At 56.1% G+C, this 18371-nt stretch carries 17 protein-coding genes; 6 read left to right on the top strand and 11 right to left on the bottom strand.

Translation table 11 applies throughout. The features are described from left to right. Positions 1-49: 49 nt before the first annotated feature. The 4 genes from PSC72_RS01030 to PSC72_RS01015 all read left to right on the top strand — a co-directional run bounded on the left by PSC72_RS01030 (position 50) and on the right by PSC72_RS01015 (position 3981). Positions 50-781 (top strand): ATP-binding cassette domain-containing protein, encoded by a 732-nt coding sequence (locus PSC72_RS01030; protein WP_274324045.1) that lies wholly within the window; start codon positions 50-52, stop codon positions 779-781. After that, positions 765-1535 carry a hypothetical protein gene (locus tag PSC72_RS01025; protein ID WP_274324044.1) on the top strand — a complete coding sequence of 257 codons (771 nt, stop codon included), beginning with the start codon at positions 765-767 and terminating at the stop codon, positions 1533-1535. Before PSC72_RS01030 ends, PSC72_RS01025 begins: the two co-directional genes overlap by 17 nt. Beyond that, positions 1535-2266, top strand: coding sequence for a hypothetical protein (locus PSC72_RS01020; RefSeq protein WP_274324043.1), 732 nt, complete (start codon positions 1535-1537; stop codon positions 2264-2266). The genes PSC72_RS01025 and PSC72_RS01020 overlap by 1 nt, the downstream gene beginning before the upstream one ends. A 167-nt stretch (positions 2267-2433) precedes the next feature. Beyond that, positions 2434-3981, top strand: coding sequence for a right-handed parallel beta-helix repeat-containing protein (locus PSC72_RS01015; RefSeq protein WP_274324042.1), 1548 nt, complete (start codon positions 2434-2436; stop codon positions 3979-3981). A gap of 111 nt (positions 3982-4092) precedes the next feature. Here the strand turns inward: PSC72_RS01015 and PSC72_RS01010 are convergent, their stop codons facing one another. The 9 genes from PSC72_RS01010 to PSC72_RS00970 form a co-directional block, all read right to left on the bottom strand. Next, positions 4093-4401, bottom strand: a complete 309-nt coding sequence (locus PSC72_RS01010; protein ID WP_274324041.1) for an iron transporter — start codon at positions 4399-4401, stop codon at positions 4093-4095. A gap of 748 nt (positions 4402-5149) precedes the next feature. Continuing rightward, positions 5150-5455 (bottom strand): cupredoxin domain-containing protein, encoded by a 306-nt coding sequence (locus PSC72_RS01005; RefSeq protein ID WP_274324040.1) that lies wholly within the window; start codon positions 5453-5455, stop codon positions 5150-5152. Between the two features lie 141 nt (positions 5456-5596). Next, positions 5597-6853, bottom strand: coding sequence for a metal transporter (locus tag PSC72_RS01000; protein WP_382260985.1), 1257 nt, complete (start codon positions 6851-6853; stop codon positions 5597-5599). Between the two features lies 1 nt (position 6854). Then, positions 6855-8114 carry a multicopper oxidase domain-containing protein gene (locus PSC72_RS00995; protein ID WP_274324039.1) on the bottom strand — a complete coding sequence of 420 codons (1260 nt, stop codon included), beginning with the start codon at positions 8112-8114 and terminating at the stop codon, positions 6855-6857. 129 nt (positions 8115-8243) lie between these two features. Continuing rightward, entirely contained in the window at positions 8244-8906 is a 663-nt protein-coding gene (locus PSC72_RS00990; protein ID WP_328518173.1) for a metal-dependent transcriptional regulator, read from the bottom strand. Between the two features lie 717 nt (positions 8907-9623). Beyond that, entirely contained in the window at positions 9624-10124 is a 501-nt protein-coding gene (locus PSC72_RS00985; RefSeq protein WP_274324037.1) for a hypothetical protein, read from the bottom strand. A gap of 630 nt (positions 10125-10754) precedes the next feature. Beyond that, a complete protein-coding gene (locus tag PSC72_RS00980; RefSeq protein ID WP_274324036.1) occupies positions 10755-11171 on the bottom strand; it encodes a hypothetical protein in 417 nt (138 codons plus the stop codon). Then, positions 11168-11986 carry a ParA family protein gene (locus PSC72_RS00975; protein WP_274324035.1) on the bottom strand — a complete coding sequence of 273 codons (819 nt, stop codon included), beginning with the start codon at positions 11984-11986 and terminating at the stop codon, positions 11168-11170. The genes PSC72_RS00980 and PSC72_RS00975 overlap by 4 nt, the downstream gene beginning before the upstream one ends. Positions 11987-12346: 360 nt before the next feature. Further along, positions 12347-13024 carry an IS6 family transposase gene (locus tag PSC72_RS00970; RefSeq protein ID WP_274322797.1) on the bottom strand — a complete coding sequence of 226 codons (678 nt, stop codon included), beginning with the start codon at positions 13022-13024 and terminating at the stop codon, positions 12347-12349. A gap of 125 nt (positions 13025-13149) precedes the next feature. On the opposite strand from PSC72_RS00970, the gene PSC72_RS00965 reads away from it, so the two are divergent. After that, complete coding sequence (locus PSC72_RS00965) at positions 13150-13698, top strand: hypothetical protein (RefSeq protein WP_274324034.1); 549 nt, start codon at positions 13150-13152, stop codon at positions 13696-13698. A 420-nt stretch (positions 13699-14118) separates the two neighbouring features. On the opposite strand, the gene PSC72_RS00960 is transcribed toward PSC72_RS00965, so the two are convergent. Together PSC72_RS00960 and PSC72_RS00955 are read right to left on the bottom strand one after the other, a co-directional pair. Next, positions 14119-15855: a pentapeptide repeat-containing protein gene (locus tag PSC72_RS00960; protein WP_274324033.1), complete on the bottom strand. Its 1737-nt coding sequence runs from the start codon at positions 15853-15855 to the stop codon at positions 14119-14121. Positions 15856-16618: 763 nt separating this feature from the next. Continuing rightward, positions 16619-17212, bottom strand: a complete 594-nt coding sequence (locus tag PSC72_RS00955) for a hypothetical protein (RefSeq protein WP_274324032.1) — start codon at positions 17210-17212, stop codon at positions 16619-16621. 762 nt (positions 17213-17974) lie between these two features. Between PSC72_RS00955 and PSC72_RS00950 the strand changes: the two genes are divergently transcribed. Beyond that, positions 17975-18319: a DUF7344 domain-containing protein gene (locus PSC72_RS00950; protein WP_274324031.1), complete on the top strand. Its 345-nt coding sequence runs from the start codon at positions 17975-17977 to the stop codon at positions 18317-18319. Positions 18320-18371 lie beyond the last annotated feature (52 nt).

Raw genomic sequence — 18371 nt, 5'->3', positions numbered from 1 at the left:
CCGTTTTATAGCAGCTGATTTAATATAATATCGTTGTCTATATTCGAATATGAGTTCCACACCACAGCCGACCGACGTGGATGCCACCCAAGAGGCACAGTCGAGAACCGCTGGACGGAGTGACGGAGACGTCGTGTTACGAGCTGACGGCGTCGAGAAGACGTACGACACCTGGCATCCGTTCGGCCGAACCGTGGAGGTATTAGACGGTGCATCCATGCAGATCCGGGCCGGAGAGATCGTCGGGATTGTCGGCGAAAACGGCTCCGGGAAGTCGACGCTGATGCAGATCCTCGTCGGCGCTCTCGAAGCAGATGCCGGCAGTGTCGAGACGAGCGGGACCGTCGGCTGGTGTCCCCAGGAACCGCGATTGTACGAGCGGCTCACAGTCGAGGAGACGTTCCACATCTTCGGCGAAGCCTACGACATGACCCACACGGAGATCCGCGACGCCCGCGACCGCTTTGCCGAGACGCTCGATTTCGAGCGGTTCCTCGACTATCAGGTCCGACATCTCAGCGGCGGCAATCGACAGAAGGTCAACCTCTCAGTCGCGCTGATGCACGACCCCGAGGTCCTGTTGCTCGACGAACCCTACACCGGGTTCGACTGGGACACCTACCTCGCGTTCTGGGACCTCACCGAACAACTAACCGAGGACGGCGTCGGTATCGGCATTATTTCGCACTTCATCAACGAACAGGAACGGTTCGACGGTATTTACGAACTGGCTGATGGCACGCTCACCTGGGAGGTGTCCGGGGATGGCAGCGATGCGTGACCGAGCACTTCCGGGTACCGGTCATCGCGTCTGGACCGGAGTCCGTGCGCACACGCTGGCGTTCTTCCGCAACCCACTGTACCTTGTCCTGCTGGTCGTCCTGCCGCTCATCGAGATCCGGTTCGCGGGATCCGCACTAGAGACGCTCCCGGCGGTCGCATTCCCCAAGATGGAGGCGTCGCTGACGACGACCGGCCGGCTGTTCGGGGCCATCTACGCGACGGCCGTCTTCGGCGGGATCGTCGGACTGTTCCAGCGGTTGAGCGCCGACGAGACGGATCGTCGCCTGATCATCGCCGGCTCATCGCCGGGGCGGCTCTTTCTCACCCGAACGCTCACCGTCCTCGGCATCACGCTGGTCGTCGCGACAGTCGCGACGGCGGCGCTCGTCTGGACGGAAGACGTGGCCACCCCCGCGCTCACGTTCGCCGTCCTCGGTGCGAGCGGCGTGCTGTACGCGTTCGTCGGCCTCCTCCTCGGGTCAGTCCTCTCAGGCGAACTCGAAGGGTCGCTGGCGCTCGTGTTCATCGTCGACGTTGACGTCATCCTCGCGACGGGACTGCTCCCGACGGACCTGTTCGTGGGCGAAGCGTTCCCGCTCTATCATCCTTATCAGCTTCTTCAGACAGCGGTTATCGACGGTGGACTCGGAAACGAGCACGTGTTCCCAGCGCTCGTGTACGCACTCGTGATGGGGGTGGCGGCTGTTCTCGTCTATCAACGAACGGCGAGCGTGAATGGAGGTTGTGTCTGATGCGCACGAACCATGTTCGAACAGCAGTCGTCACCGGGTTACGCGAATACGCCCGGACTCCCGTCTTGCTCGCACTGTTGGTCGTCGCGCCTGCGTACTTGGTCGGTCTGTTTGGATACGCCGCACCCGATACCCCTGTCCCCGTGGATACCCCTGGCGGCGGCAGGACAGTTGTCCCACTGGCTGACGTACTGACCATCCTTGGCGTCGTCCTCGTCGCGGCGATGGTCGGCGGATTAGTCGGACTGTTTGTCGTCCAGTCTGCGACGGCAGCTGATGGACGTCTCGTCGTCGCGGGATTCCCACCCGCCTCAATCCTGCTCGCACGGGGAACGATACTCACGATGGCAGCTGCTGCAACAGTTGGCATTTCAATGGCGGTCGCAGTCAACGTGTTTACTCCGGTGAGCGCACTCGGGCTGGCTATGGCCGGATTGCTGACGGCTCTCATCTACGGAGCAGTGGGTGTTGTTGTTGGTACGCAAGTCGACCAACTGGCCGGCGTCTGGGTCCTTTTGTTCGCACCGCTTCTGGACATCGTCTTGTATCAGAATCCGTTAGCGACCGAGACGACTGTGGTCGCAACATTGTTGCCCGGTCACGCGACGATGCGAATTGCTGTTGGTGCCGGCGTGGGGTCAGGCGTTGACTGGGCGGCGGTCGCAACCGCCGTCACATATCTGGTCGCCCTCACGGCCGTCGCTGTTGGCCTCTACTCAAGAAGTACTTGATAGAGGGGATCGAATTTGCCACCGGAAAGCTTGCTTGAATAACCGTTCCGCACATCTCTGAGTAATCGATATAGTTCCAGCGGACCTCCATTGAATTTGCAAATAAATACCTCCTATGGCAGGTAGTGGAAGTATAACTAATGATCTGATATACCAGACCAGAGTGAATGGCGTCCGATCAGTTGTCACGGAGACGATTCCTCAAGGGGGTAACCACAACTGCACTCGTTACGGGGGCGGCGGGGTGTAGTCGAAACGACCGAGAACCGACGGAGGCTGAAGGAGTATCGACACGAATAAACAGGGTTTCGCCGACTGACAGTCCAGCCCCAACTGAGAGTCCGACTGCAACTGGGACCCCGACATCAACCCCGATCCCGGAGGTTGTCGCCGAATACGGTGATCGATTCGACTCGATCGTAAATATTGTTGAGGCAGGAGCTGATAATCAGGGCTCAGAACCGATAAATGACGTGCTGACCAAGGCTATCGCGGATAATACACTGGTCTACTTCCCAGACGGTCGGTACAAGCTCGACTACTTGGAGATCAAGGACACTCACCAGTTTGGACTCGTATCGATCCCGAATACGGAAACAGTCCTCGTTCCGAACGGGCCGATAAGTGAGATCGGTAACCAGTTTATCAACCTCATGTGGGTGAGCGACGTTCTCCTCGACGGGTTTGAATTCGATTTTTCCGAGTCTGACGTTGGTGGTGCCCTCAGAGTCATTGCTGAGGGAGACATCATTGCTCGGAACCTCCGGACGCGCGGTCCATTGCCGGACCAGAATTCCGAAGAAAATCACGTTGCTTATCGGTTTGAGGTGCAGAAGCCTGACGCCAAGGGACTGGTCGAACGGGTCGTTGCCAGAGACGGAGGTCACGACGGAGGGGACGGTGTTGGGATATTCGTCGGGAAGGACCATTCCGGTTCTCTGACGTTCCGTAACTGCGAGGTCGCGAATTTTCCGAACAATGGGCTCTATGCGTCAGCACCAGGACAGACGCTCGATGGATACACCGGTAATAACGGAGATATTCATGTCCGAGGCGGTCGCTATGAGAACAATAATGTTGCGAATGTGCGAGTGGGCTCCACTGGCTCGACTGTCAAGGACGTAACTGTCACTGTCGATAAGGTACCACCAGCCCTTCCAGGAGGAACTCTGAATGTCCGGGGAATCTGGCTCCGAGAACGAAATGACCTGTTGGTAGAGGACTGCAAGATCGAGTTTACCGAAAACGCCGCCGAAGGATTCGGAGCGATCTCGTACAATCCGATGCACGGTTCCTCGACAGTTCGAAATACGGAGATTAGAGTCGACCGAGACGACTACAATGCGATTAGAGCAATCGATTCGAGTAGGGGTGGGACAGAAGCACCACTTCACTTCGAAAATGTGACTGTCACCGGAACTGCCGCCAAGGGAGCCGCTATCGAAATTGCTGACCGCCCCAAGACAACCTTTCAGAACTGCCGGATCGAGCAGTTAGGCCAGAACCGGTCGGGTATCCTCTTGATTGATTCGGATAACTGCGTCGTCGCTGACTCAACGATCCGGGTATCTAATCAACCCATTGCCACCAGGGATGCCTCCGTCGATCGGGAGAATCTCACTATCGAAACGTTATCGCCTGCTGAAACGACCGCGACCCCATCAGTTGATCCGACCATAACTCCGCCTGCTAACCAAAACGAAACTACTCGTTGATCACTCATAATTCATCGAGTGACGAACAGCTACGACGCGTCGACCGGAGAGAGCCGATTTCGTCGACACGACCGGTGTAGGTAACGCCCCGACGTCTATACGTTCGACTGTTCATCGAGTACCGGCTTTCTCATCCAAGCGTCGGATCTCTAAGTTATACGTATCGGTCGTATCGAAGGTAAATTGCATCTTGGCCAACTGACCCTCAGCCAGTCGCCCCACAAACAGGTCTGTGAGATTTGCCTGTAGTGGGCTGATCTGGAGCGTCACATCGTACTGACCTTCTCCCGACAGAGCGATATTGTCGCCGTAGTGGAATCCCATATTCGGCGAAATCATCGGCCAGACGTTGGTCAAGGATATCAGGCCATCGCTGTTACTGATTTCGACAGAGATGTCGACCGGAAGAATGGTCTTCATCTTGGTGTCCTAGACACTCGCGTCAGATGCACCGAATCATTAGACTGAATGACGACTTTCTTCTTGCGAATCCCCAGTGAAGTTCCAGAAGTGGTGCGGGATGGAGTACATCAGCGGAAATCCGATATCGCTGGCCATCGTCGTTCCGTACATTCCCATCCTTTCGATGATAGCAGGATACTAGATGGCATCAGGTCAAGCCTCCACAAGCGGTGGATCACGCCACGCAGACTGCCTCTCGAATCCTAGCTGACCCAGGCAACCAGACAGTAACAGTCAACCTGAGAGCGCGGACCCTATCTGAGGAATTTCCATCGATTCATCGTTTCATCTGAGATGTTATATTATGGTAGTTCGTTTCGATCCCGCTACAGTCACGGTGGTGTCCGGAATTACCAGCTTCGACCTCTCTGAGAGCCCTCACGCCAAGCGAACGACGACTCCGGAGAGTACCATTATTGAGACAACACCGAGTAACGCCGCCAGTAGGAGGTGTTTTTCTTCCATGTTTCCAACTTCGATTGGAATGATAAAGACACCTTTGGAACTACGATGTGCTGAATTTCGTGAACAGTTCCAAACGATTTACCGAACTGTGTTAGAAAACCCGGCAAACGAGGGAACTATTATTCCCTCGTTGTCTGGTCAGAGGATTAACTGGTTTACCCACCTCATCGATAACCTGCTGGCGGAGGGATTGTAACGAGTTTGCGGATGTGTGCGTCGGGACGAGAACTTGATTATTAGACTACTCCACTCGAACTGTCCCAACCATCCCAGAACTCTCATGTGGGATACAAAAGTATCTGTACGTTCCAGGTTGATCGAACGTGTGCTCATACTTCTCTCCGGAAGCGAGAAGTCCCTCAGTGACTCGGTTTCTCGCAGCACGCTCGGACTCGAAACCACCACTTGCGAAGTACGCGGCCTCATCTGGAGTCTCGTCTTCATACGCTGTGACCGTGTGTCGGATGTCGCTCTCGTTCGTCCACGTTACCGTCCCCCCAGAGTCAATCGTCGCAGTCTTCGGCTCAAACGAGAGATTGTCGGGCATCGTGACGGTCTGGGTCGACGATGACTGTCCATTCAGACATCCGGCGGTACTAAGCGTCGCTAGGGTCGCAGTACTGAGTTGCAATACCGTCCGTCGATCGTAGAATTCGGGTGACATTGTATCAGAGATGGGTCGTGCCAATTAGAGCGCGACGAAGAGGTCGGTCACGTACATAACGCCCAGGCCGAGCAGAAATGCGAGCAGATTCGTGGCGCTGGCAACGCGACCGCCTGCATCCCGAATCATTCGCGCAATCTCCCAGTCGACCTGCAGGATTGCACCCACCCCGATTGCGAGGAAGAACGCACCGATCGTCGGCGAGTAGGCGAGACTACCGATCCAGCCGCCGAGGATGACCGGTGCGCCGGCTATGACGCCGAGCGCAGCGAAGTGCTTGAGCGACGGGCGTTCTCCGCGGGCGACCGGCGCGACGACAGCCGGACCTTCCGTCACGTTGTGGAGCATGAATCCGATCACGAGGAATGCGCCGAGTGATACTCGGCCGAGCGCGAATGAACTGCCGATAGCAAGTCCCTCTGCGAGGTTGTGCAGGCCGATCCCGACCGCGACCAGATAAGCGATCCAGAGACCGCTACTCGCCCGACTATCACCAGCGGCGACACGACCCTGACGCCACGCGCTGATCGCCTGGACTAAGAGGAGTGCGCCGAGAATCCCGAAGACAACCAAGAGGTTGCCCTCGTACGCGCCGGGAACCTGCCCGGCGAGTTCGAATGCTTCGAACCCGGCGTCGAACGCCAGGAATCCCAGCACACCGGCCGCGAAGATGAGCACGGCGTGCAGCCAGCGATCGCTCATCGTCTTGATGTAGGGGAACCACAGCATCCCTAATGCGACCGGGATCACGCCGACGAACAGTCCGATGACTGCAAGCGTCCAGAGCAGATCGAGACTGAATCCGGGTGACTGACTCGGAGCGACGATCGTTTTCTGGAACGTCGCTCCGTCTGAGAGCACGAGAGCGACTTCGAGATCCCACCCCGGATTCCAGTGATAGGGGACCACGACCTGTGCGCTTTCCATCGGGGCGAGCGTTTGGTCACCGCCGGCTCCTTCGACCCGGAAATCCCAGTAGGCTTCGTCGACGAGAACCTGTGATATCGTCGCAGATTCGGGCCCGTTGTTCGTCACGTGCAGTACGACCGTTTCGTCGCTCGGAAGCGTCGTGTGCGTGACCGTCAGGTCGGGGAGCGGTGTGCCGCTCTCGCTCTGAAGACTGGCGAGCGGTGACGTGAACGCGAACACGCCCAATACGAGCACGAGCAACACGATCGGGAGTAACGCGCTGACCCATCGCGGAAGTCCGAGCGGTTGTGTGATCTCGTTCTCGGCTGGGACATCACCGTCCGTCGTCGAATTTTGCGTCTTGTCCGCCATGTTAGACCACCTCGAAGAAGCTCATCCAGCCGAGTTCGGCGAACTCCGACTGATGCGCGTGGAACATATACAACCCGGGCTTGTGGTCCGAGTAGTCGATCTCGATTATACCGCGCTGTGCTTGGCACTGCATAATCGTGTCCACAGTCTTGCGCGTCGGCGTCAGCGTCGTCCCGTGGTCGTAGTAGTCGAAGAACTGCGAGTGCGTGTGGAACGAATTGATGAGATCGAACTCCGTCGCATTGGAGAGGTACACGCGCTGGCGTTCGTTCTTGTCGATCTGGATAGGACGTTTCGTCTCGCCCGCCGTCCAGTTCCCGTTGCCGTCGGTGTCACCGACGCCGTACGCGAAGGCCCGTGTGTTCGCCGCGTAGACCTCGTTTCCGCCGTCGAAGTTGGTGTCGAACGAGTTCATCACCATCACCATCTCGTTGACGGCGTCGTTTTCGGCATACTCGTGATTCCGGCTCTTCGCCTCGTCGACGAGCTGTGTCCGGAAGTCGTCGGTGATCGGACCAGGGTAATTGACGTAGTCGCGTGGATTCTCCCTGACGCGTTCGGGGTCCGGATCAATGATGATCGTGCCGTAGAGTCCGCGATGGATGTGTTCTTTCAGCGGGAGCGAGTGGCAGTGATAGAAGTGTGTCCCGGCGGGCTGGGCGATCCACTCGTACGTGAAGGACTCGTCCGTATCGAGCACACCCGGCCCGTTCTGAGGAATCCCATCCATTCGTGGATTGAGATTCTTCAGATGCGGATGAATCGTGTGTGCGTGTCGTCCCAAGTTTGTGAACTTGACGCGGATCAAGTCGCCCTCAACGGCCCGAATCGTCGGACCCGGCACCTGACCATTGAACGCCCATGCTTGGAACTCGACGCCCGGCGCGATCGTGATCGTCGTGTCGACGGCAGTAAACTCGAACTCCCGTACGGTCCGGCCATCCTCCTCGTAGACCTGCTGAGGAACGTTATCCTGCCCACTTTCTCCGGTATTGAAGGCGGTGAGGAACTCGTGAGGGTCGAAATCCAAATCCCGGTATTCACCCACCGCACCGAAATTGCCGTGTTCATCCTCGTCCTCGTGGCTGGAGTCGGCACTTGCCCGAGAACTCCCGAGCCCGACTGCTGCACTCCCGGCGACACCGAGACCGCCGAGTACCGTGCGGCGACTGACACTCTTCTCACCAATGAGTGATTCGACCAGTCGCTCCTCGAGTCGTTCTGTGACGTCCGCTGCACTGCCGTAATCTATCGATGGCATGATCTCCTCCGCTGGGCGAGCCTTCGGATACCCATATGCGCTAGTTGAGACACCCAATATATAAATTAGACCCATCTAAACTTTGAGTGAGTCTAAACTAATCAGGGGTGGTGGGGGCTTTCGAGCTGCTTAGTTAGTACTCTTAGCCAGAGATTGGGTAGAAATAGAATGTGCAACTTCTTCGGGTAGTGCAACCAGGTCGTCTCCACTACCAGGGTCAAGTGTGACCATTCCAAATGAAGTTGTCTCGACAATGGTCACGACAATTCCGGGGTGAATCCCGTGCTCGGATAAGTACCGAAGTAGATCTGGATCTTTGTCCGGTACCCGTTCGATTCGAACGCTTTCGCCCATTTGGTGATCAGCAAGTGTGTCACCAGGTTTTGCTTCCGAAACGTCCAGATCCGCCGTAGGAATCGGGTCACCATGCGGATCAATCGCTGGATCACCTAGTTGCTCTGCAATGCGATCGGCGAACTGGCTACTGATATGATGTTCGAGACGATCTGCTTCGTCGTGTACCTCTGCCCAATCATACTCAAGGTGGTCCGTCAGATACCGTTCTAAGAGCCGGTGGTGGCGAATGATTTCGAGAGCGACAGGAATTCCAGTATCGGTGAGTTCGACCCCCTGATAGGGTTCGTAATGTACGAACCCACGCTCTGACAGCTTTTTCATCATACTGGTAACCGTCGGTTGCTCTACATCCAGATACTCAGCGAGAGCTGAGGTTCGTACCCGGTCGTCCGTTTCGTTCTGGAGATAATAGATCGCTTTGAGATAGTCCTCCATGATCGTACTCAGCATTGGAGAGAGATTAGACGTGGCTAAATTTATAATTTGCTACAGCCGATTTCCCTACATATCGCGTTGGAGAGCGTCTTTCCGCTGTTCCTACTCTTTGCTTTGGAAATGATACGCAGGTACGAGAAGACCACCGTTGGATAGTTGACCTGCCGTCTGCAATCCGGGCTGGGGTGCCAGACAAATCAAGCGTCCTTCTTAAACTTACAACGAGATCAGCGATCAGACATGAGTGATCTGCTCCCCCTTACGGCGGAATCCAGCTTGTGTGATCGCGGAGAGTTGTATTGGGGGATTCCATCGTCGCACCGCACTTGGGGCAGTAATCTTCGATCGCATCCTCGTCGTAGAGATAGTGATCGCACTCGGGAGGGCTGGCTTGGAAATACACGTCGTCCCAGTCGAAATCAGGCTCTCGACCATAGAGACAGAATGTACAGTCTTCTGAACGCCCTCGATGGTTCGTCACCAATCGAACGGGGCAGTACATACACTCACGGAGTTCGATAAGTGGTTGGTCGGAATGGTTCGTCCAGAGAGTTTCTTGTCGTCCCCATTCGTGAAACCCCTTCGGACCCCGACAGCGGTCTATCTCTGGTCGTATTGCAAGCAGCTTCTCCACCTGTGCGGAATGGTACTGGCTTCCTGCCCACTTCCAGAATGGATCTCGGTCGTACTCACGGACAATCGCGTTCTTGAGCGCTTTCAGAGGAAAGTCGGGGCCGTGCTCGTCGCTCGCGGTGTAGGTGTAACTGCCGTCGGGTTCGTGAAGCCGGCGTAGCTCGCAACCCTGGGCAGTACAGATTCGTACGTAATCAGGTCATCCTGTCCGCGGGGATGGGCATAGGGCGGCACGCACTCCCACGCATGTTCGCCGTCGTAGAGGAGCGCTTGGCAGTTCGTAAATCGGCTAGCTTTGCTCGTTCGTTGGGCGTATCCAGAACCGTCGTCTTGCTCAAATTCGGCACCGATCGTATCGTAGTTGAACGTATCGAGAAGGACTGTTGCCGCGCGTATCCAGACGACCGAGTACCCAGCGGCCAAGTAGTCATGCGTCACCTGATGGACGTCCTTGTCCTCGTGACTGTGCTGTACCTCGACGGCGAGGCCTTCCCCGAAATAAGGGTTCCAATCGTCGAAGGTCGCGAGTGCGTCGGTCCGGCGTTCGGTCACAGGTGTCGGCACCTCGGCCACGTCAACGTCCACCTCCGTCTCGATGCGGGCGTTTTCTCCGAATTGCTGGTGCAGAGCGACCTCAACACGGGCGACTGCGCGTTCGTGGGTCTCTGACTCGCCGCCGTTCGAGCAGCGCTGGCCGGCGTCGTCTGATACATGGTAGAAGTGTCGAGGCTTTCCCGGCGCCTATCGCGGGTACATCGTCCCGCCGCATACCGGACAGGTGACTTCTCCTCCATCGTCGACTATGGCGGGGACGACCGGGCGACCGTCACGACGACCGCGGAAGGGCATACCGGCAAAGAACATCTCGGTAAGCAAATAATCTCTCCCAGCTGTAACCCGGTAGAGACCCGCCGGGTTTGCGCTGCCATGATATACGGTTCATTTATTGGTTCATATGTCTTGTTGACCTCAGAGTGAGTTTTCGTCGACGCTGCATTCGGAAGCGGTGTCGATAGGACTCCGTTGGCTACTGCCCTCGGCTACCTCCTGGCGATGGCTGTCATCGAGATGCTCACAGTCTACCGACACACCTGAATTCTCGTCGTGATTCAAGAGAGAACCAGCCTTGACGGGCGATTAATTGATACCATTCACTTATCGTTGGAAGAAAGGCACGCATCAGTTCCATCCTCCGAGGTTGTGGCTCTGCAGAGGTCATTCGTCGCCGAGTTCCGAGAGCCGAGCCCTGATTTCCTCGGCATCCGCCTCAGAGAGCGCCTCAACACCGAACTGAACGAGGAGCGGGTAGAAGTGGCGGTTCTTCTTGAACTCGTCCTGGCCCGCCTTGCGGAGCTTTAGCTGGGACTCGAGGTAGGTATCCTCCATCTCGTCGAGGACATCGTCGGGAATATAGATCGTTCGCCCATTCCACTCGTCCTTGATGTTTGTCTTCGTTTTGCTCGTTTTGCTCGTTTCGTTCGTTTCACTCGTTGAAGTCGATTCGGTCGTTTCGGTCGATGAACTGGTTTCCACCGTTTCACTCACCTCACTCGCTCCGCTGGAATCGCCCTCGTCATCCTCATCTTCATAGTTGCCCTCGATGCCGGAAGCATCACCCCAGCCATCGCTCATGCTTCCACCTCCTCGGGTGCGGTCTTCTCAAACGTCTCGTCGAACAGGTCGGCGATCTCGTTGAACAAGTCGCATGCATCCTCGACGCGCTGGTTCTCTTTGCCGAAGCCGAAGACGGACACCCCCTCGCCAATCGACTGAGAGAGGTCGGTCCGCTTCGGGATCTCGAACACTGGGAGGGAGTACGCCGACTTGATCTCCTCGATGGTGTCGCGGTGCTCGGCGTTCTGCTCGACACGGTTACAGACGATGGCGAGCCGATTGATGTCTCCGTACGCCTGTTCGAGGGAACTCAGCTGCTTCGCGAAAATCTGGAGGCTGTTGGCGTTGAGCTTCTCGGGAATGACGGGGATGACGACGTTGCCGGTCGCGACCAGGGCGTTGTCGGTGAGGACGTTCAGGGATGGCGGCGTGTCGACGATGATGTAGTCGTAGTCCTTGTCGAGCTCGTCGAGTGTCATCTCCAGCCGCTCGCGACTCTTCGGCGCCTCAAGCAGCGTCTGGATGTTCTTGTTGTTCGCGAGTTTCTCGCTGGCGGGAAGGATGTCGAATTCCTCGTGCTCGACGATGATGTCGTTCACCGACTCCATCTGGTCGAAGTCGAGGACGTCGAACAGCGTCGTACGGTCGGTATCGTAGTACAGATCGTTGTAGCCAAGCGAGCAGGTGAGCCCGCCGTGGTAGTCGATATCGACCAAGAGGACGTCGTGGCCTCGGGCAGCGAGTGCGCCGCCAGTATGAATGACGTCGGTTGTCTTCCCCGCGCCTCCCTTCTGATTCGCCACCGTGATTCGTGCGGTATTGGTGTCGGTCATTAGCTTCGTTTCTCTCGTTATGTTCGTTTCGTTCGTTTTGGTCGTTTAGTTCGGTGCGTTCGGTGAGGGTGTTTCACTCGGTGAGAGGATTACTACGATGTTAAAACCAACTGTTCGTTCCACTCGTTGAAGGTGTTTCGTTCATTTTCATCATATTGTTCGTTTCTCTCGTTTCCCTCGTTTCGTTCACCGAGCACTCTGTATTCCAGCGTCGGTCCGGCTCGTTCCAGTAAATTCATTCATTACTCGAAACACTCTCGTTGCGTTGGTTTCGTTCGTTCCATTCGTTTCTCGAAGGCTGCCACCAAGAGCTTGTCCTGACCTATCACAAGGTGGGTGAATTGGCGAAAACGGCACTGTCTAGTTCTGAAGCTCCTCAATCGGCGTCTTTCCATCGAGAGCTTGATGCGGTCTGTGGCGGTTGTAGTAATGCATAAACTGTTCAAGCCACTCGCGGACGCTCGACCGACTGCCCACCCACGAGTTATGGAAGCGGCCGACCCGCATTTTGAGCGTATGAAACCACTTCTCGATGCGGTTTCGGTCGGTATAGTTGACCCGACCGCTTAATCCTAATCGAGCAAGGGCAGTCCGGTACCCGAATTGATCGACGAGAAACTCAGCCTCCGAGAGATCATGTTTCTCTTGGAGTTTCTGCAGAAACGCAGCCGCTGGATCGGTGCCATGCCGCCCAAACAACGCGACATCAAGGATCAACTTTGTTTCGATGTCTATTGCAGCATACAGCCAAGACCACTCACCGTTAATTTTGACAGCGGTCTCGTCGACGGCGACCCTTGACGGCTGCGCCGTCGGCGGGTCGCAGCCGCTGTCAGCTAGCCGATGTACCCAATTCCAGACCGCGCCATGCGAGCGTTGAACGCCTAATTCAGCTAAAATCGTTGTTGTTTCTCTGAGCGAACAACCGGTTTGGTGGAGGCGGACGGCGAACGCCCTGACGGGCGTCGCCGTCCGCTCATTCTCCCAAGTTTCTTCTAAATCCGGTTCATAGCTCTCGCTGAGCAGGTCTGCGAGCATCTTGACCAACTAACTCAACGACCTGCTCACTTCTCAAACTGACTCAACTAGACAGTGCCCTTAATCCCAAATATGCAGATTCCGGTGAGGAAGCGGCAGATCTCCTTGTTTGGCACCGTAACTATTTGATAGTATTTGAATGCAAATCGAAAAAACTGGTTCTTGAAACAAGGAGTGGTGACGTAAATACTGCAAAAGAAGACCTACGAAAGGGAATCGGAAAAGCAACAGCTCAGTGTGACCAGTTGCTAAATCGATTTGAAGACGATGGATGTCTGGAATTTAGATCAAATGGTGAAGAACACCGTATAGATCACGATGATGTTAAGATGTCATTCCCAGTGGTGGTGGTTGGTGATCAATATGACCAAATTGGAATGAAGTTATTTGATAGTGCGATTGACCTACCTCGGACACCGCTTGTTGTCAGTGTGATGGATATAGATGTCATACTTAAAGCATTGGATCATCCCGTCAAGTTCATCGGGTACGTCTCCCAAAGGCGGAATATAATCACCAAAGAATTGCTATTTGCACAAGACGAACTTGACCTGTTGGGACTATTTTTAGAGAAAGATGGCGAATTTCCTGAACTGGATGATAACCAACTTCTAAACCTGATGGACTACTCACAGGCCGTTGGAACGGCCATCGACTACGAATACGGGCCATAGCGTAGAAAATCTAATCTCGTTTAGTTTATAATTCGCGCGTCTTATATATACACTCCGCCGGCCGCTCTCTCGGCGCAGCCCATGGCGTGCGTCGCTCGCCATCGAGGCGAGCGGGCGCGATGGGCTGTATAGTATAGGGGGTGGGTTTCGGTTTCCACTTTACATCCTGCCGCAGTCGGGCGATTTGGAGAGGCACGCTGTAAAGCAGCTAAATAGTCACTTGAGTAGATCGGGGGAAATCTCAAGCAATTCGCTCGAAACAAGTACTCAGTTACGTGAAATACTGGGTTTCACTGTCGAGAGATTTGCGTAATAGGGTACGTTAGAATTGAATATCGCTCAGTACAGGTGATATAGCGGTCAACAAGATGGTTTATTTCTCAGGAAACTCTCGAAATCCTCGCGCAAGGCTTAAAGTATCTATCTGGCGGTACGTCTCCCGAGGACATACACGAACAGCGCGATCAAGATCGCGCCAACGAGCGACTCAATCCCGACCAGCACCCGCGACCACGGCCCATGGGGAGCGACGTTGGCATAGCCGATGGTTGTGAACGTGATAGCGCTGAAGTATATCCCACGACTGAGAGCTTCGACAGCGCCGCCTAAATCGGCGAGCGCTGGCGCCGCAGGGACAAGGTCGATCCGGTAGATCGTCTGTCCGTCCTCGACACCGCCGATGAACGGGTACAGGAACCCTGCACCGACGATGGTCACGGTCCACGCAACGAATAACCGCTTTACACTTTCTCCGTGGTTCGTCAACAGACGGTTCAGCGTTGCGACAGTGTACCGTCCGCAGTTACCTTGGCGGCGGTCTAGTTCCCGTCGGGCTTCCTCCTTGCGGATATGGTAAGCTCGGGTCTCTTCAGCCAACGCATTCTCCTCATGGAGGCCTTCTAGCCGGCGGTAGACCCAGGTCGCCCCTTCCATGGCTGCTATGTCAACAGAAGTGTCGTCGGAGGTATCCATGCTCTCTGGTGGACGATCCTTACTCTCATAACTGCAGACGGTTCCGAAGTCTGTCTGGCTGTTGATGCGCGCGTTGGCAAACTGCGCTTGGTAGAGTTTGGCACCATAGAGGCTGGTTCCCCGGAGATCTGTCCGTGTCAGGATGGCGTTTTCGAGCTTCGCGTCGAAAAAATCACCATTACGGGCTACAGCATCGGTGAGGGTGGCATACCGGAGGTCCGCGTGGGTGAGCGTGGCATCCTGAAGGTGCGCGTCAGTGAGGTCGGCATCCCGGAGGTCCGCGTCGGTGAGGTCGGCATCCTGAAGATCTGCGTCAGTGAGGTCGGCATCCTGAAGGCTCGCGAAGGTGAGATTGGCGCCCCGGAGGTCCGCGTTGGTGAGGTCGGCATCCTGAAGGTCCGCATCGCTGAGGTCAGCATCCTGAAGATCGGCGTCAGTAAGGTCGGCATCCTGAAGACTCGCGAAGGAGAGAGTGGCATCTCGGAGGTCCACGTCGGTGAGGTCGGCATCCTGAAGATCCGCTTGGGTGAAGTCAGCATCCTGAAGGTACGCGTGGGTGAGGTCAGCATCCCGAAGGTCCGCGTCGGTGAGGGTGGCATCCTGAAGATCCGCGTCGGTGAGGTCGGTAAACGTGAGCGTTGCGTCGGTGAGAGTGGCATATTGAAGATCCGCGTCGGTGAGGTCGGCATCCCGGAGGTCCGCGTCGGTGAGAGTGATATCCCGAATGATCGCGTCGGTGAGAGTGGCATTGCGGATGATCGCGTCAGTGAGGGTGGCATCTCGGAGGTCTACGTCGGTGAGGTCGGCATCCTGAAGGTACGCGTCAGTGAGATCGGCAAACGCAAGCGTTGCGTCGGTGAGATCGGCATCCAGAAGGCTCCCATAGGTGAGGGTGGCACCCCAGAGGTTCGCGTCGGTGAGGGTGGCATCCCAGAGGGTCGCGTCGGTGAGGTCGGCATCCCGAAGGTTCGCGTCAGTGAGGTCGGCATCCCGAAGGTTCGCGTCAGTGAGGTCGGCATCTCGAAGGTTCGCGTCAATGAGGTCGGCATCTTGAAGATCGGCGTCAGTGAGGTCGGCATCCCGGAAAGCGACCTGGTGAAATGATATAGAATCCTCCAATTCAACTCCAGCCAGATTAGCACCATCAAGCAATTTGCCGACTTGATACGTCTGATCTCGTGTCACGGAGTCAGCCCGGGACTTAGCGAGGGTTTCAATACTCTTTACATTGCTCTCTTCGGGGTCAGCGTGCCACGCACACCGAGTTAAGTTCCTTACTGTATCGCGGTAACAACAGCTCTGATGTAATGGGTTATCTCCTATGTCGTAGTCCTCAGGCCATGTATATCCACATTTCCCATCTGGTACCTCAATCATGTGCATATGCATAAGACTACACCTATTAATATGATATCCTACACCGACGAATATCCGTGTTGTATATTGTAGGGTTTTGAGTACGTTTGCCAAATCTGGTAATACCCTCGGCGAAGGTTGCCCATACAGACTGTGAAGGAAATTCACGTCGATACCGCATAAAAAGGAAATATCCAAGATCTCCATGATTTCCTAATGGGACCCGTCTTGATGTGAGCCCCAACGATAGCACGTCGAGAGATAGGCTCGACACGATTTGCACACGACGGTGGTTCTGACGTGTACATATTCGGGAATCGACGACCTCCACGTGAAAGAGTTCTATCCTCTCAAGCGATTCGATGTGGCCTCTTTAAGAGTAGTCGGAATTCTAGTATCTCGCACAGACTAGTATTTTACACTCGTGTTCACGGACAGCCGGTCTGCGAATCTGCGAGGTCGACAGTCAAGCTCGATTTCCGGGCTATCGAGGACGAATCACCTGCTCAGTGGAGCTGGGTATCGAGCAGATTCGTACGAATGGAATGGGATCCGACGACCGGTTGTCGGTCCGAAAAAGGACTACTCGCCCTTAATTGCCGCTCTCGGTCGATGTCGCGGTGCTATCGTCTCCGGTCTGTTGCCACCAATCCTGGTCGGCGAGGACGTCGTCTTCTACTTCTTCGACGACGGGGCTGGCACTGACGGTGATCAACCGGTCGCTGTCGCCGAACGGTCTCCACTCGCGGTTCATCTCGAACAGCTGGGGCTGGTTCTCGTCGTCGTCGGCGTCGGGGATGAAGCCGAGGTCCTCGTCGTACTCCCCGATGTTCGCGTCCTCGGCGACGAACAGCGGGACGACCTCGTCGGTGTTGAGCCATCGAATCTGGTACGTATTGTACTCCGAGAAGTAACTGCTTTGGACGTCCCCGTAATTGGGCGCCCACTCGATGACGCCCGAGACGAACGTGAACCAGGCTTTGGAGTGGTAGTTGTCGATGAAGGTGAGCGCCTGCCACTCGTCGTCGAGGTCACCAGACGCCCCGCCGTCCTCGGCGGTCGTGGTGCCCTCGTCCGTGGGCGTGGTCCCGCTGTCGTCTTCACCGTCGTCAGTCTCCTCCTGAGCGAGCGCCGACCCCGAGGCACCGAGGGCGAGCGCGCCCGACGCGAGCACGCCTTTCTTCATGAATGACCTGCGCGAACCGTTTACCCTATCTAAGAGGCTATTTTCATTGGGTGATGGCATCGCTGTCCCTCCTGGAACGGGCAGACTTGGCCGGTGATAGACATGAGTGACGGGCTTGCAGAGGCTACGTTCGTATCCGTCCGATTCATCCTCTGTGTTGACTGATTCCGGAGCGCTGAAATACGGGTGTGCCGACTGCTTTCTGACTCTGCAATTCGAAGGGCGATCTCACTACTTTCACTTGCACTCCTGGCCGGGCTGGCATCTTTTTATCACCTCTTTCCGGTTTCGAGCGACGATGGCGACGGAATCCCGGCTTCGACGCCGAGACCGCGGCGAAGGGAACCGCAGTTACGCCCGGCGTGATTCGACGGTACCACGACGGCCCGGACTACGACGAATTCGCTCGTCGCCGAGAGGAGACTGATCAAAACAGACTCGCGATCAGTTCGCCCGTCTCAACGACGTATCTCGCGGCGTTGTACAACAGTCCGTGATCGTCGCTGTCGGCCTCGTCTGCCTCACTCTCTCGCTCGTCCCGCGCCATTCTGGTGACGGTATGTTCGGACCGTTCTAATGAATGTAGGGGGTCGTTCGATCCGGAGAGATCGAACGGAAAGAACCGCGAGCGACCTGCCAGCGGGCGCTCGTCGTGACTCTTCGTCCAGCATCGTTTCGGCCTCTTGGCCGGGCTGTGGTCTGTTAGGACGTTGATAATGGATGATTATGTACTTCGCGCCACTACGTAGTACGGGTCGATGAATGCCACTTGACAATCACCGTCACTCGACCGACGACCTCTCTCTGGACGCGTGCCTCGAGGTGCTATCGAATCACCAGCGTCGAGAGATACTACGGTTCTTCCACGACTCCGACACCGATCACGCCCCGGTGGACGAACTGATAACGGAGATAATCGACGCCGAAGCGAACGTGACGGGGAAGCGTCCGGGCCACGACACCATCGCGTCTACTATGTTCCACATCCACTTGCCGAAACTGGCGGATGCGGGCGTCCTGGACTACGACACTCGGAACCTCGAAGTGACCTACCACGGGAACGCCAAAATCGACGAACTCTACGCCGCGATCCGCGAGTTCGAGTAGCGGATTCCGGGGTTCGTCGTGGGCGCGGTGTCCCTCGAGCACCCGATCACGA

The sequence above is a fragment of the Halosimplex aquaticum genome, assembly GCF_028747785.1.
Taxonomy (GTDB): Archaea; Halobacteriota; Halobacteria; order Halobacteriales; family Haloarculaceae; genus Halosimplex; species Halosimplex aquaticum.
Note: the sequence above shows the minus strand (reverse complement) of the source record. Positions and strands in the feature narration are given on the sequence as shown.

What these genes read in the sequence shown, in the direction of transcription:
- PSC72_RS01030 (WP_274324045.1), top strand. Translation starts at nt 50, where the DNA reads ATGAGTTCCACACCACAGCCGACCGACGTGGATGCCACCCAAGAGGCA.
- PSC72_RS01025 (WP_274324044.1), top strand. Translation starts at nt 765, where the DNA reads ATGGCAGCGATGCGTGACCGAGCACTTCCGGGTACCGGTCATCGCGTC.
- PSC72_RS01020 (WP_274324043.1), top strand. Translation starts at nt 1,535, where the DNA reads ATGCGCACGAACCATGTTCGAACAGCAGTCGTCACCGGGTTACGCGAA.
- PSC72_RS01015 (WP_274324042.1), top strand. Translation starts at nt 2,434, where the DNA reads ATGGCGTCCGATCAGTTGTCACGGAGACGATTCCTCAAGGGGGTAACC.
- PSC72_RS01010 (WP_274324041.1), bottom strand. Translation starts at nt 4,401, where the DNA reads ATGAAGACCATTCTTCCGGTCGACATCTCTGTCGAAATCAGTAACAGC.
- PSC72_RS01005 (WP_274324040.1), bottom strand. Translation starts at nt 5,455, where the DNA reads ATGCCCGACAATCTCTCGTTTGAGCCGAAGACTGCGACGATTGACTCT.
- PSC72_RS01000 (WP_382260985.1), bottom strand. Translation starts at nt 6,853, where the DNA reads ATGGCGGACAAGACGCAAAATTCGACGACGGACGGTGATGTCCCAGCC.
- PSC72_RS00995 (WP_274324039.1), bottom strand. Translation starts at nt 8,114, where the DNA reads ATGCCATCGATAGATTACGGCAGTGCAGCGGACGTCACAGAACGACTC.
- PSC72_RS00990 (WP_328518173.1), bottom strand. Translation starts at nt 8,906, where the DNA reads ATGGAGGACTATCTCAAAGCGATCTATTATCTCCAGAACGAAACGGAC.
- PSC72_RS00980 (WP_274324036.1), bottom strand. Translation starts at nt 11,171, where the DNA reads ATGAGCGATGGCTGGGGTGATGCTTCCGGCATCGAGGGCAACTATGAA.
- PSC72_RS00975 (WP_274324035.1), bottom strand. Translation starts at nt 11,986, where the DNA reads ATGACCGACACCAATACCGCACGAATCACGGTGGCGAATCAGAAGGGA.
- PSC72_RS00970 (WP_274322797.1), bottom strand. Translation starts at nt 13,024, where the DNA reads ATGCTCGCAGACCTGCTCAGCGAGAGCTATGAACCGGATTTAGAAGAA.
- PSC72_RS00955 (WP_274324032.1), bottom strand. Translation starts at nt 17,212, where the DNA reads ATGAAGAAAGGCGTGCTCGCGTCGGGCGCGCTCGCCCTCGGTGCCTCG.
- PSC72_RS00950 (WP_274324031.1), top strand. Translation starts at nt 17,975, where the DNA reads ATGCCACTTGACAATCACCGTCACTCGACCGACGACCTCTCTCTGGAC.